Annotated in this window: 14 protein-coding genes; 9 read left to right on the top strand and 5 right to left on the bottom strand. The window is 67.0% G+C overall.

All coding sequences use genetic code 11. The features are described 5' to 3' along the window. Positions 1-835: 835 nt before the first annotated feature. From WG212_RS16060 to WG212_RS16045, 4 genes are all read left to right on the top strand, one after another. Positions 836-1306 (top strand): hypothetical protein, encoded by a 471-nt coding sequence (locus WG212_RS16060; protein WP_337188122.1) that lies wholly within the window; start codon positions 836-838, stop codon positions 1304-1306. Between the two features lie 206 nt (positions 1307-1512). After that, the gene (locus WG212_RS16055) at positions 1513-3048 is read left to right on the top strand and encodes a long-chain-fatty-acid--CoA ligase (RefSeq protein ID WP_337188121.1); all 1536 of its coding nucleotides are present in this window, start codon (positions 1513-1515) and stop codon (positions 3046-3048) included. Between the two features lie 124 nt (positions 3049-3172). Beyond that, entirely contained in the window at positions 3173-4369 is a 1197-nt protein-coding gene (locus WG212_RS16050) for a thiolase domain-containing protein (RefSeq protein ID WP_337188120.1), read from the top strand. Between the two features lie 2 nt (positions 4370-4371). Beyond that, the gene (locus WG212_RS16045) at positions 4372-4785 is read left to right on the top strand and encodes a Zn-ribbon domain-containing OB-fold protein (RefSeq protein WP_337188119.1); all 414 of its coding nucleotides are present in this window, start codon (positions 4372-4374) and stop codon (positions 4783-4785) included. Here the strand turns inward: WG212_RS16045 and WG212_RS16040 are convergent. The 5 genes from WG212_RS16040 to WG212_RS16020 form a co-directional block, all read right to left on the bottom strand. Then, entirely contained in the window at positions 4782-5936 is a 1155-nt protein-coding gene (locus WG212_RS16040) for a CaiB/BaiF CoA-transferase family protein (RefSeq protein ID WP_337188118.1), read from the bottom strand. The genes WG212_RS16045 and WG212_RS16040 overlap by 4 nt on opposite strands. Next, a complete protein-coding gene (locus WG212_RS16035; RefSeq protein ID WP_337188117.1) occupies positions 5933-7156 on the bottom strand; it encodes an acetyl-CoA hydrolase/transferase C-terminal domain-containing protein in 1224 nt (407 codons plus the stop codon). Before WG212_RS16035 ends, WG212_RS16040 begins: the two co-directional genes overlap by 4 nt. A gap of 4 nt (positions 7157-7160) precedes the next feature. Then, positions 7161-8327: an acyl-CoA dehydrogenase family protein gene (locus tag WG212_RS16030; RefSeq protein ID WP_337188116.1), complete on the bottom strand. Its 1167-nt coding sequence runs from the start codon at positions 8325-8327 to the stop codon at positions 7161-7163. Between the two features lie 9 nt (positions 8328-8336). After that, positions 8337-9545 (bottom strand): CoA transferase, encoded by a 1209-nt coding sequence (locus tag WG212_RS16025; protein ID WP_337188115.1) that lies wholly within the window; start codon positions 9543-9545, stop codon positions 8337-8339. Between the two features lie 66 nt (positions 9546-9611). After that, the gene (locus WG212_RS16020; protein ID WP_337188114.1) at positions 9612-10061 is read right to left on the bottom strand and encodes a MaoC family dehydratase; all 450 of its coding nucleotides are present in this window, start codon (positions 10059-10061) and stop codon (positions 9612-9614) included. A 279-nt stretch (positions 10062-10340) separates the two neighbouring features. On the opposite strand from WG212_RS16020, the gene WG212_RS16015 reads away from it, so the two are divergent. From WG212_RS16015 to WG212_RS15995, 5 genes are all read left to right on the top strand, one after another. Further along, the gene (locus tag WG212_RS16015; RefSeq protein ID WP_337188113.1) at positions 10341-11342 is read left to right on the top strand and encodes a nitronate monooxygenase family protein; all 1002 of its coding nucleotides are present in this window, start codon (positions 10341-10343) and stop codon (positions 11340-11342) included. A gap of 126 nt (positions 11343-11468) precedes the next feature. Further along, positions 11469-12272, top strand: coding sequence for a CoA ester lyase (locus WG212_RS16010; RefSeq protein ID WP_337188112.1), 804 nt, complete (start codon positions 11469-11471; stop codon positions 12270-12272). Positions 12273-12274: 2 nt separating this feature from the next. Further along, entirely contained in the window at positions 12275-12796 is a 522-nt protein-coding gene (locus tag WG212_RS16005) for a MaoC family dehydratase (protein WP_337188111.1), read from the top strand. After that, a complete protein-coding gene (locus WG212_RS16000; RefSeq protein ID WP_337188110.1) occupies positions 12796-13986 on the top strand; it encodes an acyl-CoA dehydrogenase family protein in 1191 nt (396 codons plus the stop codon). Before WG212_RS16005 ends, WG212_RS16000 begins: the two co-directional genes overlap by 1 nt. After that, positions 13983-15152, top strand: coding sequence for a CoA transferase (locus WG212_RS15995; protein ID WP_337188109.1), 1170 nt, complete (start codon positions 13983-13985; stop codon positions 15150-15152). The genes WG212_RS16000 and WG212_RS15995 overlap by 4 nt, the downstream gene beginning before the upstream one ends. Positions 15153-15154: the final 2 nt, after the last annotated feature.

The raw sequence follows: 15154 nt of genomic DNA, 5'->3' as shown, positions 1-15154 counted from the left end.
ACGGCGTCTTCGCGCCGTTCTCCGGCGGGGCGGCGGTCGGTCCGTCCGCTTTCGCCCGACAAGAGGCCTGAGCTTCCCGTAGCGCCTAGCCCACCACCCGCCGCCGGAACGCGGACCCGGTTTGGGTTCGATGCCATAGGCAGCCCGCCCAGGCCTAGTGTGGCGATTCAGAAATTCGCCGGCCCTCATGGCGGGCTCAAAGCGGATTTCTGAATTTCGAGCCACACTAGCTAGTCTATGTTTTCAAGTGTGCTTTTGAGATCTGAAGTTCGCTCCGCGCCCGGTCCAACAATCATGCGAACTTCAGATCCAGCACACTGGAATCGCGAGCGGAAGCCCAGGGTGAAGTAGCGTCCGATGACGTTGTACGGGTTCCCGTCGAACACTCGGCAGTTCGCCGCGGTGCACGAGGTGGTCGGTCCCACGCGAGGCGTTTGGTCAAACAGGTTCACCACCGACAGGAACACCTCGGGCTGCCGAGCCGCTCGTAGTCCCACGGACTGAATGGCGGTGGCCGCAGTCCGATGTGAACTTGTCTCTGACCTGGCCGTCGCCTGCCGCGTCAGCTTCGCCAGGGATCGACAAGCACAAGGCCGGTTCCCTCGAAGTCGCTAGTATTCCGCGTCACGATCAAGCCGTGAACCAATGCCGTCGCCGCGATCAGCGCATCGTCCACGGGCAAGATGCGCCTTCGAAGTCGGGACGGACGCGTTTGTCATTGCGGCCCCCCGTTCGGTCCGAGCATGGCGGCGCGATACCAGCGTCGCCGACCGGCTCCCTTCCGTCCCTCGGACGAAAACAGCAGCCTCTCCGTTTCGAAGCGGAAGGAAACCTCATGTCGACTCTGTCCCATACACGCCGCGTCATTCGGCAATTCCAGGCGTTGCCGGATCGGCATCTGCAGGGGCTCTATGCCCTGCTGGTCCTCTTCGTCGTGGATCAGGCGCGGCGAAACACGCCGGACGCCGGTCTTGTAATTTTTGTGGCCTTCTTCGTGGTGGGCGTCATCCGAGCCGTAAAGCATCCTGGGATCATTGACGCGGTCTGGTCGATTGGCGTCGGTTGCGGTGTCGGCCTTGCAGCGGCCGCATGTCTGCGCGCCCTTGAGCCACAGCTGACCTCGGCGGAGACTGGCAAGCTACTCGGGGCGACCGGTGTGTTCACCTTCATGATGGCGGCGGGCGTCGTCATCCCGATCCTCGCCTTTCTGCTCGACGAGCAACCTCTCAAGCCAGACCGCCGGAAGACGCCTTGGGCCAAGATGATGCGAGGCGTGCGGCGGGCGTTGCGTCGGATCAGGAAATGACGAGGCCGGTGGCGAAGAGGGCAGTCAAGGCGCGGAGTGTCTCCGTTTTCATCGGGCGTTGAAGTGCGCGGCGCTATTCAGCGTGCGCCGCGCCGCAGCGCGCTTGAATGCCACGCATCAAGCCCGTAGGTTGTCCGGACAAATCCTGAAACTGGGACAGTCTGGACGAGCGCATGGTCGTGGCCGCCGAGGAAGAAATCCGAACCATGCCCGACATCGTCCGGGCCCACGCGCGTTGGCGACCGCAAGCCACGGCGCTTGAATTCGAGGGGCGGTCGGTGACGTTCGCGGACTTGGACGCCGCGACGGACCGGCTAGCGGCTGGGTTGCGGGCGTTAGGTGTCGGAAGCGGCGACCGCGTCGCCTATCTCGGGCGGAATTCCGATCGGTTCTTCGAGCTGATGTTCGCGGCCAACAAGCTGGCCGCTGTGATCACGCCGCTGAACTGGCGGCTGGCGCCCCCTGAGATCGCCTATATCCTTGACGACGCCGAGCCGGCCGTGACCTTCGTCGGCGAGGCCTGCGACGGGCTGTGGGCCCAAGCTTCCGCGCTCGCCCGAACGACCACCCGCGTGCTCCCGCTGGGCGAGGCGACGGCCGGCGACTTGGCGGACTTGATCGGGCAGGCAGCCGCCGGGTTCGAGGCGACGCAGATCGATCCGGAGCAGGCCGCGATCCTCCTCTACACGAGCGGCACCACGGGACGGCCGAAGGGGGCCATGCTCTCGCATCGTTCGCTCGTCGAACTGCGGCGACGGGAGGCTGTCGGTCCCGACTGGCTCCGGTGGCAGCCGCCGGAGGTGTGCCTCGTCTCGATGCCCCTGTTCCACATCTCCGGCATCCGACTGGGGGTGGCCGCGCTGTTCAACGGCTGCCATGTACTGGTCATCCCCGAGTTCGACGCCGCCCGTGTGCTGACGATCATCCACACCCGGGACGTCACGCGTCTGCTGCTCGTGCCGGCCGCCATGCAGATGCTGGCTCGTCATCCCGACGCCGCCCGGACCGACTTCAGCCGGATCAAGTATGTCTACTACGGCGGCTCTCCCATATCGCCGGCCCTGCTCAGCGAGTGCATCTCGGTCTTCGGATGCGGCTTCGTCCAATCGTACGGATCGACCGAGACGTGCGGCCTGGCCGCCGTCCTGGGGCCGGAGGACCACCACCCCGTCGGCGGGCCGAAGATGAACTCGGTCGGGACGGGGCGGCTCGGCGTCGAGATCAGGATCACCTCGCCCGATGGACGGATCCTGCCGGCGAAGGCGTTCGGCGAGGTGAACATCCGCAGCCCGGGCAACATGAGCGGCTACTGGCGGATGCCGGAAGAGACTGCGGCGACCCTATCTGCGGACGGCTGGATCCGGACCGGCGACGGCGGCCTGATCGACGAGGACGGCTACCTCTTTCTGAAGGACCGCATCAAGGACATGATCATCACGGGCGGTGAGAACGTCTATCCGACCGAGGTGGAGAACGTGCTCGCGGCCCACCCGTCCGTCGCGGAGGTCGGGGTCTTCGGCGTTCCCTCGGAACGCTGGGGGGAGGAGGTCCGCGCCGCGGTCGTTCTGCGCCCGGGCGCCCGCGCATCCGAAGCGGACCTTGTCGCGTGGGCGCGGGAACGGTTGGCCGGCTACAAGACCCCCAAACAGCTGCGGCTGGTCGACGCCCTCCCGAGAAACGCCGGCGGAAAGATCCTGAAGCGCGAACTCCGTCGTCTGCACGCGGACGTCACGCCCGCCTGAGGCTGGGGGTTTGCGCCGTCGCAAGCGCGCCGGACGCCCTCGCCTAAATCGATGTCTTTCGCCCCAAAGACAGTCCCGGAAGGCGGCTGCTAGAGCCCCCGGGTCAATCGTGCACGAGGGTTCGATGGGGATCAGGGGCAAGGCATATGTGATGGGGGCCTATGAGCACCCCACGCGGAACGAGCCGAATAAGACGACCGTTCAGCTGCACGCCGAGAGCGCGAAGGGCGCGCTGGATGACGCCGGCCTGGCCTTCGACGATGTGGACGCCTACTTCTGCGCCGGTGACGCTCCCGGGTTCGGGCCGCTCTCCATGGTCGACTACATGGGGCTCCGGAACGTCCGGCACGTCGACTCCACCGAAACGGGCGGCTCCTCCTACCTGATCCACGCCGCCCATGCCGCCGAGGCGATCGCTGCGGGCAAGTGCCACGTGGCGCTGATCACCCTGGCGGGGCGGCCGAAGAACGGCGGCAGCCCGCCTGGCGCGCGCTTCGCGGCGGCCGGCGCCGGCGCGCAGCTCTCAGATGGGGCGCCGGAAGCCGGGTTTGAGCACATTTGGGGCGGCTCGACACACAACCTCTATGGCATGTGCGCCATGCGGCACATGTACGAATATGGGACGACCAGCGAGCAGCTGGCCTGGATCAAGGTGGCCGCAAGCCACCACGCCCAGCACAACGAGCACGCATTCCTACGCGACGTGGTCACCGTCGAGCAGGTGGTGAACTCAAGGGTCATCTCCGACCCGCTGCATCTGCTCGACTGCTGCGTGGTGACGGACGGCGGCGGAGCCGTGGTGGTGACCTCCCCGGAGGTGGCCAGGAGCTTGAACCGACCCAAGGTGCGTATCGTCGGCGCGGGCGAGTCACCGAAAGGCGTGCTGGGCGGCGTGGGCCTCGACCTCACCCATTCCGGCGCCGTCTGGTCGGGACCGCGGGCGTTCGAAGAGGCGGGCGTGACAGCGGCCGACATCAAGTACGCTTCGATCTACGACAGCTTCACGATCACCGTCCTGATGACCCTGGAGGACCTGGGCTTCTGCGCGAAGGGCGAGGGCGGCAGGTTCGTGGCCGACGGTGGGCTGATCTCAGGTGTCGGCAAGCTGCCGTTCAACACCGACGGCGGCGGCCTCTGCAACAATCATCCCACCAACCGCGGGGGCATCACCAAGATCATCGAGGCGGTGCGCCAGCTTCGCGGCGAGGCGCACCCGAAAGTGCAGGTTCCAAACTGCGACCTCGCGCTTGCCCACGGCACCGGCGGCCTGCTGGGCACGCGCCACGGGTCTGCGACGCTGATCATGGAACGGGAGGGCTGAGGATGTCCGGGACCAACACCACCCTGTCGCGGCCGATCCCGTCGCCGGCGATTACGCTTGAAACCCAGGAATTCTGGAATGCGGCGCGGGAAGGACGCTTCCTCGTGAAGCGCTGCACGGCCTGCAAGGAGGCGTTCTGGTACCCGCGCGCCATGTGCCCGCACTGCCACTCGCCCGAGACCGTGTGGGAGGACAGCCCAGGGACCGGCGAGGTCTACACCTTCTCGATCATGCGCCGCGCCCCGACCGGGCCGTTCGCCATCGGCTACGTGAAGCTGGACGAAGGTCCGTACATGCTGACGAACCTCGTCGACGTCGGTCCTGACGACCTGCGGATCGGCATGCGCGTGAAAGTGAAGTTCCAGCCGACGGAAGGCGAGCTCGGGGCTCCCGCCCCGGTGTTCGCCCCCGCCTAGGCGGGGATTACGCCGCTCGCAGCCAGCGCCGCGACGCGGGCGGGCGGGACGCCCCAGCCGGCGAGGATCTGCGCGCTGCTCGCGCCGGGCGCATCCGCCGGCCCGGGCTTGCCGGCTGGCGTCCGCGAGAATCGTGGCGCAGGCGCGGGCTGCATGACGCCCCCGATGTCCAAAAAGGCCTGGCGGGCCACATGGTGTGGATGGTGGGGGGCCTCTGCTGCGTCCAGAACGGGGGCGAAGCAGGCGTCCGTGCCTTCCAGCAGCTCGCACCATTCGGCGCGGGTCCGTTCGGCGAAGCGAGCCTTGAGCGAGGCCTTGCCGGTGGGCCACTGAGCCGGATCACGCACGTCGGGGAACTCAGCCGGTGCGAACCCCATCCGTTCCAGCAGAACCTCGCGGAACCTGGGCTCGATGGGCGCGACGGACACCCACTTGCCGTCCAAGGTCTCGTAGACCTCGTAGTGCGGCGCGCCGGAATCCAGCAGGTTGGCGCCACGCTCCAGGCTGTGAAGGCCGGCGGCGATCAGGCCGTAGAAAGGCGCGAAGAGCGTGGCGGCGCCTTCCGCCATGGCCGCGTCAACCACCTGGCCTTTGCCCGAGCGGCCCGCCTCGACCAGGGCGCAGGCAATGCCGAACGCGACCAGCATCGCCCCGCCCCCATAGTCGCCGATCAGGTTGAGCGGAACCGCGGGCGGCTCGCCCGCACGGCCCAAAGCGGCCAGCACGCCGGTTAGCGCGATGTAGTTGAGATCGTGGCCGGCGGCCTGGGCCAGCGGGCCGGTCTGGCCCCAGCCGGTGATGCGTCCGTAGACGAGCCTCGGGTTGCGCGCGTGGCAGGCGTCGGGACTGAGACCGATGCGTTCCATCGCGCCCGGCCTGAAGCCTTCGATCAGGGCGTCGGCCTGGGCGATCAGGTCGAGGGCCGTCGCCAGGCCGTCCGGGTGCTTCAGGTTCAGGGCAAGCGACGGGCGGCCGCGCCGGTAGACGTCGTACTTCGGCGGGCGTGGGATGCCGAGGCCGCTGGGTTCCAGCCGATCGAGCGTGATGACCTCCGCGCCCAGGTCGGCGAGCAGCATCGCGGCCATGGGCGCCGGGCCGATGCCGGCGAACTCGACGACCTTCAGGCCGGCAAGCGGCCCTTGCCCCTTCATCGGCACGCCTCTGCAAGCGCCTCGCGCGCAGAGGGCGGGGCGATGGCGATCAAGGCCTCCGCGCGGCCGCGGCGACCAAGCCCGCGCAGATCGGCGACGCCGAACTCGGTGACCACCACATCCACGTCGGTCTTCGGCACGGTGACGGCCGCGACCCTGGGCACGATCCGATTGACGGCGCCCGTGCGATCCGTCGCGCGCAGCACGGTCACGGCGCGCCCGCGGTCCGCGGCCCGCGCGCCACGCGTGAAGTCCAGCAGGCCGCCTGTCCCGCCCAGCATCCGCCCCTCCGACACCTCGCAGTTCACATTGCCCTCCAGGTCCACCTCGAGTGCGGCGTTGATGGCGACGATGCCCGCCTGACCCGCGACCGCCTCGAAGCTATGGGTGTAGGCGGCCGGCGCGAGCCGGACCTCGGCATTGCGGTCGACGAAGTCGAACAGCCGCCGCGTGCCGAACGCGGTGTTGGTGACCGTGACGCCGCGGTCGCGTGACTTGCGCGCGTTGGTGACGACGCCGGCTTCCAGCAGCGGCACGAGCCCGTCGGCGATCATGCCGGAGTGGACGCCGAGGTCACGGTGGCCCGTCAGCGCCTCCAGGATCGCATCTGGCAAGGCGCCGATCCCGAGTTGCAGGGTCGCGCCGTCCGGCACGAGGCCGGCCACGTGCCGGCCGATGGCGCGCTCTGCGTCTCCGAGGGGCGGGCTGTCCAGTGCGACGAGAGGCCGGTCGGTCTCGATCAGCCGGTCGATACGGAGGTCGGGGTCGAGCTCTGCGCCGCAGCACCAGGGGGCCTGGGCGTTGATCTCGGCCAGCACGACCCGGGCGCTGCTGGCGGCGGCCAGGGCATAGTCGTTGGACAGGGTGGCGCCCAGACGGCCGTCCGGCGCCCTGGCCAGCTGCAGCAGCACGACGTCCGCACGAATCCGGCCCGTGGCGAAGGCTTGCGAGACCTCGCTGTAGTGCAGGGGCCAGATGTCCAGCCTGCCGGCCCGCGCGAGCCTCGCTGCGCGGCCCATGGCGCCGTAGCTGGCGAACTGCATCTGCGCGCCGTCGAAGGTTTTCGAGAATAGCGGCCCCACGAAGGTCTCGAAGGGGCCGGTCTCGGCGGCGGCCGCGACCAGCGCTTCGCAAAGCGTCTGCGGCTCGGCGCAGCCCTGTGAGATCACAACCCGGTCGCCCGGTCCGATCAGGCCCGAAAGGTCGATGTCGCCGGCCACCTGCCTAGTACGACTTCGGCAGGCCCAGGACCCGCTCGGCGATGAAGCAGAGGACGAGCTGTGGGCTGATCGGTGCGATGCGGGGGACCATGACTTCCCGAAGGTAGCGCTCGACGTGGTATTCGCGCGCGTAGCCGAAGCCGCCGTGGGTCATCACCGCCTGCTGGCAGGCGTTGAAGCCGGCCTCGCCAGCGAGGTACTTGGCCGCGTTGGCGCTCGCGCCGCACGGCAGGCCGTTGTCGTACTCCCAGGCGGCCTTGCGGATCATCAGCCAGGCCGCCTCCAGCTCCATCCAGTTGGCGGCCAAGGGGTGCTGGATCGCCTGGTTCTGACCGATCGGCCGGTTGAAGACGACCCGCTCCCTGGCGTAGGCGGTGGCCTTCTTCAGGGCCAGGCTGCCCAGGCCCACCGCTTCGGCGCCGATCAGCACCCGCTCCGGGTTCATGCCGTGCAGAATGTACTCGAAGCCCGAGCCCTCCTCGCCGATGCGATCGTCGACGGGGATCTCGAAGTTCTCGAAGAAGAGCTCGTTCGAATCGACCGCCTTGCGGCCCATCTTCTCGATCTCGCGGATCTGGATCCGGGTGCGGTCCATATCGGTGTAGAAGAGGCTCAGGCCCTGGGTCGGCTTCTTCACCTCCTCCAGAGGTGTCGTGCGGGCCAGAAGCAATATCTTGTTGGCGACCTGGGCCGTCGAGATCCACACCTTCTGGCCGTTCACTACATAGCGGTCGCCATGACGTTCGGCGCGAAGCTTCAGCTGCGTGGTGTTGAGGCCGGTGTTGGGTTCCGTCACGCCGAAGCAGGTCTTGTCCACCCCCTGCACCATGGGCGGCAGCATGCGCTGCTTCTGCGCCTCCGTGCCGAACACCACCACAGGGTTGAGGCCAAAGACGTTGATGTGCAGGGCCGAGGCGCCCGACATTCCCGCGCCGGACTCCGCAATGGTGCGCATCATCACGGCGGCCTCGCCGACGCCAAGGCCTGAGCCACCGTAGGCCTCGGGGATGCAGATGCCCAGCCAGCCCCCTTGGGCGAAGTCCTGGTAGAAGTCGTCGGGAAAGCCGCCCTTGCGGTCGCGCTCCAGCCAGTAGTCGTCGCCGTAGGCGGAGCAGATCTGGGCGACGGCGTCCCGTACAGCCCCTTCCTGCTCGGTGTCGTGGAAATGCATCGAAGCTCCTTAGGCGCCGGACGTGTCGGGGAGGATGAGAGCGCCGGCCTCGGCCATGGCGCGGACTTCGGACTCCGTGAAGCCGGCCTCGAGGAGCACCTCGCGTCCATGCTCGCCTTGCCGGGGCGCGAGGCGACGAACCTCCGCGGGCGTCTGCGACCAACGCATGGTGGGGCGCATGACGCGCATGGCTCCCTCGCTGGGGTGCTCGATGCGCTGGAAGAAGCCTGTAGCCGTGAGGTGAGGATCTTCCAGCAGGCTGTCCAGGTCGTGCATGGGCATCGACGGTATGTCAGCCGCTTCCAGCAGATCGAGCCAGTCGGCTGTGGAGCGCTCCAGGAATATGCGGGCGAGCTCGCCGTAGACGTGGTCGATGTTCTCGGCTCGCGCCGCGAACGTGGCGAAGCGGGGATCGTCCATGAGCTCGGCCCGGCCGATCGCACCGAGGAAGCTTCGCCACTGCTTGTCGTTGTAGACGAGGGCGCAGACGTAGCCATCGGAGGTCTGATAGGGGCGGCGGTCGCGGGAAAGCTGACGCGCGTAGCCCCCGCGGTCGAGCGGCGGCTCGTACGACAGACCGCCCAGGTGGTCGCCCAGCACGAAGTTCACCATCGTCTCGAACATCGGCACGTCCACGCGCTGGCCGAGGCCTGTCCGCTGGCGGTGCACCAAGCTGGCGCAGATGGCGCCAAGCGCGGTGAGGCCGACGATGCGGTCCGAGATCGCGGACGGCGCATAGCGCGGAACGCCGTCTCCGGCCCGGGCGAAGAGGGATGAGAGGCCCGAGCCGCCCTGGATCAGGTCGTCGTAGGCAGGCTTCGCTGCGTAGGGTCCATCCTGGCCGAAGCCGTAGAGGCCCGCATAGATCAGACGCGGGTTGGCTGCACTGACGGCCTCGTAAGCGAGGCCAAGGCGCGCCATCGCCCGAGGACGGACGTTGTAGACCAGGATGTCCGCGTCCTTGAGCAGCCGCAGAAGGACGCCATGACCCGCTGGATTCTTCAGGTCGAGGCAGACGCTGCGCTTGTTGCGGTTGGCGTTCATGTAGACCGCGCCCATCCCGGCGGAGCGGAAGGGCGCGATCTGACGGGTGACGTCGCCATCGGGCGCTTCGATCTTCACCACGTCCGCGCCCATGTCCCCCAGGAACTGGGTCGCGAACGGGCCCATCAGGACCGACGTCATGTCGATGACGCGAATGCCGTCGAGCGGACCCACTCAGCCTCCTACCTACAGATTACCCACAATATGTGTGGACAAATTGGCACGTAACCATGGCTGGCGCTAGGTGGGCTTTCGAAGCATCAGCGCGGCGCGCATGCACCGCGCGACCAGGACGCCGTCCTGGTTTCTGGCTTCATGCAGGAGCTCGACAATGCCGGCGTTGGGCCGCGATCTGCTCTCGCGCTTGGACGCCACGGTCGTGCGGATCCGGATTGTGTCGCCGTGGAAGACGGGGGCCGGAAATGCGACGTCAGTCATCCCCAGGTTGGCGACTGTGGTGCCGAGGGTGGTGTCATAGACAGTGATTCCGATCATCAGCCCGAGCGTGAAGAGGCTGTTGACCAGCGGTCGGCCGAATTCCGTGGTTGATGCGTAGTGGGCGTCCACGTGGAGCGGCTGGGGGTTCATCGTCAGCGAGCTGAAGAGGAGATTATCCATCTCGCTCACCGTGCGGGTGATGCGGTGGTCGATGACCCGACCGACCTCCAGTTCCTCGAAATAGAGGCTCATGCGCGCCGTTCCCTCTAGCGAATAGAGGCCTGCATCGCGCGCCGTGTGGGGCCGGGTCCAATGCGTGTTCGGCTCCGGCCGGGGGCGGAGCGTCCTTAAATCGCCGCGAGGCCGGCCGCCGCGCGACGCATGCGCCGAGGATGCGTCATCAATCGCAGAGCCTTACGCATTGGACGCCGGAAGGTTCGCGGCCGACCTTGCCGGGCAAGAGTTCTGGGTGCTCCGCAAGATGACGACACTCGGTCACGCGAGGGCCCTCCTACGCATCTGGATCAACGCATGAGTTTGCCGTCTCTACTGCAGGATCGCCTGCGCCTGCCGGTGATCGGCAGTCCGCTGTTCATCGTCTCCAGCCCCGAGCTGGTGATCGCGCAGTGCAAGGCCGGCATCGTCGGGAGCTTCCCGGCGCTGAACGCGCGCCCCGCCAGCCTGCTCGAAGAATGGCTGCATCGGATCACCGAGGAACTGGCCACCTGGGACCGCGACCATCCAGAGATGCCTTCAGCGCCCTTTGCGGTGAACCACATCGTGCACAAGACCAATGACCGGCTGGAGCACGACCTCGAGGCCACCACCAGGTGGAAGGTCCCGATGATCATCACCTCGCTGGGGGCCCGTGAGGACGTCAACGCGGCCGCACATTCCTACGGCGGGATCGTCATGCACGACGTGATCAACAACCGGTTCGCTCAGAAGGCGATCGAGAAGGGCGCGGACGGGCTCATCCTGGTGGCGGCCGGCGCGGGCGGCCACGCGGGTGCGTTGTCGCCATTCGCCCTTGTCCAAGAGGTGCGGGCCTGGTTCGACGGCCCCGTCGCGCTCTCAGGCGCTATCGCCAACGGGTACTCGATCCTCGCGGCTCAGGCGATGGGCGCCGACCTCGCCTACGTCGGATCGCGTTTCATCGCGACAGACGAGGGTAATGCGATCGACGAGTACAAGCAGATGATCGTCGATTGCTCCGCAAACGACATCGTCTACTCGAACATGATCACCGGCGTTCACGGCAACTATCTGAAGCCAACGATGGTTCGCGCCGGGCTCGATCCCGACAATCTTCCCGTCGCCGATCCATCGCGAATGAACTTTGGCGACGGAGGGCTGAACCGGGCCAAGGCCTGGAAGGACATCTGGGGCTGCGGGCAGGGCATCGGGGCGGTCAGGTCGGTGCGCTCGGCGGGTGAAGTCGTCGCAGAGATGGCCGAGCAGTACGCAGCCGCCAAAGCTGCGCTGGCGGCGAAGACGACCGGAGCGTCGCGCCGGACGCTGGCCTTCGGGTGAGTGAGCCCGGCATTTCTCACAGCCCATTCGTCGGCCGCCCGATCCGACGCGGCCAGGAGCGTGTGCGTACGTTGACGCCAGTCGCGGCCCACAATAGATTTGTATGGACAAATTAGTTCGAACCAAATGTATCGTTCACTCCTCTTCGTTCCGGGAAACCGACCTGATCGGTTCGAGAAGGCGATGGCGGCCGGCGCCGATGCTGTCTGCATTGACCTGGAGGACGCCGTTGCGCCTTCCGACAAGGGTGAGGGGCGTCGATCGGTTGTCGAATTCCTGGCCAGAGGCGGGCGGGCGGGCGTGGGCGTGCGTATCAACAGCCTCGACTCTCCGTACTGGCGTGACGACTGCGCGGCCTTGAAGGGCGCGTCCGCGGCCTTCGTAATGATCCCGAAGGCGGACTCGGCGGAGCAGGCGCTCGCCGTGCGTTCAGAGTTGGGTGCGCGATCGCTGCGCCTCTGGCCGATCGTCGAGAGCGTGCGCGGGCTCCGCGCCGTCTGGGATATCGCGTCGTCGCCCGGCGTCGAGGGCCTGCTGTTCGGCGCTTACGACCTCTCCGCCGACATCGGGTGTGAGCCGACATGGGAGTCCCTGCTCTATGCGCGCGGCCGCACTGTCGCCGCCGCGGCGTCTGCGCGCGTCGATCTACTGGAGGCCCCGTGGCTCGATGTGAAGGACGAAGCCGGTCTCAGGCGATCGGTGCGGCTGGCCAAGGCGATGGGGTTCACGGGGGCGTCCTGCATACACCCGGTGCAGGTGGCCGCGGTGAACGAGGCGTTCTCGCCCACGGCGGAGGAAGTGGGCCAGGCGCGCCGCGTGCTCGAGGCGTTCGACGCCGCCGGGCAGGGCGTGGCGCTGCTGGACGGCAAGCTGATCGAACTGCCCGTCGTCCGTTCCGCCCGCAACATCCTCGCGAAGGTCGGAGGCTGAATATGGTCCAGCGCTGGAAGGAGGTCGGCAAGCAGCGTTATCGCGAGACGTTCGGCCGTTACTTCGAGGATTTTGTGGTCGGAGATGTCTACGAGCACCGGCCGGGAAAGACCGTCACTGAGGCGGACAACCACTTCTTCACGCTCCTGACGCTCAACACCCACCCACTGCACTTCGATGCGGAGTTCGCCAAGGCCTCGGAGTTCGGTCGGAACCTGGTGGTCAGCCCTTACACCCTTGCGCTGCTCATCGGCATGAGCGTTACCGATACCTCACAGAAGGCGATCGCCAACCTGGGCATGCGGGAGGTTAAGTTCACCGCTCCCGTGTTCGCCGGCGACACGATCTACGGCGAGAGCGAGGTGCTGGAGAAGCGAGAGAGCCGATCGCGCCCGGGACAGGGCATCGTCGGCATCCGCACGATCGGCAAGAACCACCGCCACGAGGTGGTCTGCACCTTCATTCGCGACATGCTGATTCCGGCCCGCGGCCATGCCGTCGAGGATCGGATGGGGAGCTATTGATGAGCGCCGTCACACCCGTCCCCGATAGCGATGACGCCGCCATCCTCGGCGCCATAGACAAATGGATCGAGAAGAAGGTTCGTCCTGTCGCGATGGATCTGGAGCATGCGGATGCGTGGCCCGCGGATCTGGTCGACGATATGATCGAGCTCGGCCTGTTTGGCGCGCTGGTCGCGCCCGAGTATGGCGGACTCGGGCTCAGTGCTCAGACCTACGCCCATATCGTGGCGCGTATCTCCGAGGAGTGGATGAGCCTCACGGGCATCTTCAACTCCCACCTGATGATGGCGCTGGTCGTCCAGAAGTTCGGGACGGACACACAAAAGGAATACTGGCTGCCGCGGTTTGCATCCGCCGAGATGCGCGGCGCCTTGGCGCTCACCGAACCCGATGCCGGTACGGACCTCCAGGCGATCCGCACGACGGCGGTGCGCAAGGGCGACGTCTATGTCGTCAACGGCGCCAAGACCTGGATTTCGAACGCCATCCAGGGGCAGGTCTGTGCGCTTCTGGTGAAGACGGACCTGAACGCCCAGCCGCGGCACAAGGGTATCAGCATGCTGATCGCTCCCAAGGTCGATCCAGAGACGCGCGAGCCTCTGAAGGGCGTCCGCAACGGCAAGAAGCTGGAGAAGCTGGGCTACAACGGGATCGACTCCGGCGAGTTCATCTTCGAGGACTACGAGTGCTCGGCCGACCTTTGCCTGGTGGGTGGCGAGGAGGGCCGCGGGTTCCTGATGGCGACGGGTGGATTGGAGATCGGCCGCATCAACGTCGCCGCCCGCGGCGTGGGAATCGCCCGGCGGGCGCTGAGCGAGAGCGTCAACTACGCTCAGATCCGCCAGACCATGGGAAAGCCCATCGCCGAGCATCAGGCGATCCAGCTGAAGCTCGCGGAGATGGCCGTGCAGGCCCGCGCGGCCGAACTGTTGGTCGCCGACGCAGCGCGCGCATACGACGCGGGAGGCCGCGTCGACCTGGAAGCGGGAATGGCCAAGTTCTTCGCGTCCGAAGCGGCGCTGTCGCTGGCCACGGAGGCGCTGCGCATCCACGGGGCCTACGGCTATTCCAAGGAGTTGGTCCTGGAGCGCCTCTATCGCGACGCCCCCCTGCTCTGCATCGGCGAGGGTACGAATGAGATGCAGCGCCTCATCATCGCCCGACAGCTCGTGGCCCGGAATCCGGCATGACCCGCCAACCTCTTGAAGGCCTGCGTATCCTGGCGCTGGAACACTACGGCGCAGGCCCCTATGGCACGCAGCTCCTCGCCGAGCTGGGGGCGACGGTTGTCAAGATCGAGGCGCCGTCCATGGGGGGCGACATCAGCCGGGTGACCGGCTTCTACAAGCTCGGCGATGGAGACAGCCAGTTCTTCCAGACCTTCTCGCGATCCAAGAAGTCTGTTTCACTCGAATTGAAGACGCCCGAGGGCCGCGCGCAGTTCGAGGCCCTCGTGCAGGATGCCGACGCGGTCGTGAACAATCTCCGCGGTGACCAGCCGGGCAAGCTGAAGGTCACCTATGGAGACCTAAAAGCCATCAATCCGAGGATCGTCACCGCGCACCTCTCAGCCTACGGACGCAACAACAGCCGGGAAACCTGGCCAGGCTACGACTATCTGATGCAAGCCGAGGCCGGCTTCATGACGGTGACCGGGGAGCCGGACGCGCCGCCGACGCGGTTCGGGCTTTCCATGGTCGACTTCATGACAGGCGCCGTCTGGGCGCTGGGCATCGTGTCGGGGGTGCTGTCGGCGCGCGCCACGGGCGAAGGTTGCGAGATCGACGTATCGCTCTTCGACGTCGCCCTGCACCAGACGTCGTATCCCGCTGTCTGGGCCATGAACGAAGGCTACGACACGGGACGGCTGCCGCGTGGCGCACATCCATCGATCGCACCGTCCCAACTGGTTCGCACCCTGGACGGCTGGGGCTTCCTGATGTGCCAGACCGAGAAGTTCTGGACGCTCCTCTGCGAGCTGACCGGGCGGGACGATCTCCCACGGGATGCGCGTTTCGCCACCATTGCCGATCGGCGCAGGAACATCGGCGAACTCACCTCGATCCTGGACGTCATGTTCGCCGAGCGAACCAGCGCGGATTGGCTGGCGCTGCTGGCCGGGAAGGTCCCGTTCTCGCCGGTGCTGGACCTGCAAGGCGCCCTCGACAATCCCTTCGTCGCCGAGGTTGGCATGCGCGACATCATCGACCATCCGGACCGGCCGGGCGGGCTGCACATGCTGGCGTCCCCCATCAAGGTCGACGGAGAGCGGGCTGTCGGCGTGCGCGGACCGAAGCTCGGTGAAGACACCGACACGTTCCTGCCCCGAACGAAGGCTCGAAGCCTGGCGATCTGACG

The organism is Phenylobacterium sp. (assembly GCF_037189685.1).
Lineage (GTDB): Bacteria > Pseudomonadota > Alphaproteobacteria > Caulobacterales > Caulobacteraceae > Phenylobacterium.
Note: the sequence above shows the minus strand (reverse complement) of the source record. Positions and strands in the feature narration are given on the sequence as shown.

Bases quoted from the DNA above. Each gene is read 5' to 3' on its own strand.
- WG212_RS16060 (WP_337188122.1), top strand. From the start codon at position 836: ATGTCGACTCTGTCCCATACACGCCGCGTCATTCGGCAATTCCAGGCG.
- WG212_RS16055 (WP_337188121.1), top strand. From the start codon at position 1,513: ATGCCCGACATCGTCCGGGCCCACGCGCGTTGGCGACCGCAAGCCACG.
- WG212_RS16050 (WP_337188120.1), top strand. From the start codon at position 3,173: ATGGGGATCAGGGGCAAGGCATATGTGATGGGGGCCTATGAGCACCCC.
- WG212_RS16045 (WP_337188119.1), top strand. From the start codon at position 4,372: ATGTCCGGGACCAACACCACCCTGTCGCGGCCGATCCCGTCGCCGGCG.
- WG212_RS16040 (WP_337188118.1), bottom strand. From the start codon at position 5,936: ATGAAGGGGCAAGGGCCGCTTGCCGGCCTGAAGGTCGTCGAGTTCGCC.
- WG212_RS16030 (WP_337188116.1), bottom strand. From the start codon at position 8,327: ATGCATTTCCACGACACCGAGCAGGAAGGGGCTGTACGGGACGCCGTC.
- WG212_RS16020 (WP_337188114.1), bottom strand. From the start codon at position 10,061: ATGAGCCTCTATTTCGAGGAACTGGAGGTCGGTCGGGTCATCGACCAC.
- WG212_RS16015 (WP_337188113.1), top strand. From the start codon at position 10,341: ATGAGTTTGCCGTCTCTACTGCAGGATCGCCTGCGCCTGCCGGTGATC.
- WG212_RS16010 (WP_337188112.1), top strand. From the start codon at position 11,469: ATGTATCGTTCACTCCTCTTCGTTCCGGGAAACCGACCTGATCGGTTC.
- WG212_RS16005 (WP_337188111.1), top strand. From the start codon at position 12,275: ATGGTCCAGCGCTGGAAGGAGGTCGGCAAGCAGCGTTATCGCGAGACG.
- WG212_RS16000 (WP_337188110.1), top strand. From the start codon at position 12,796: ATGAGCGCCGTCACACCCGTCCCCGATAGCGATGACGCCGCCATCCTC.
- WG212_RS15995 (WP_337188109.1), top strand. From the start codon at position 13,983: ATGACCCGCCAACCTCTTGAAGGCCTGCGTATCCTGGCGCTGGAACAC.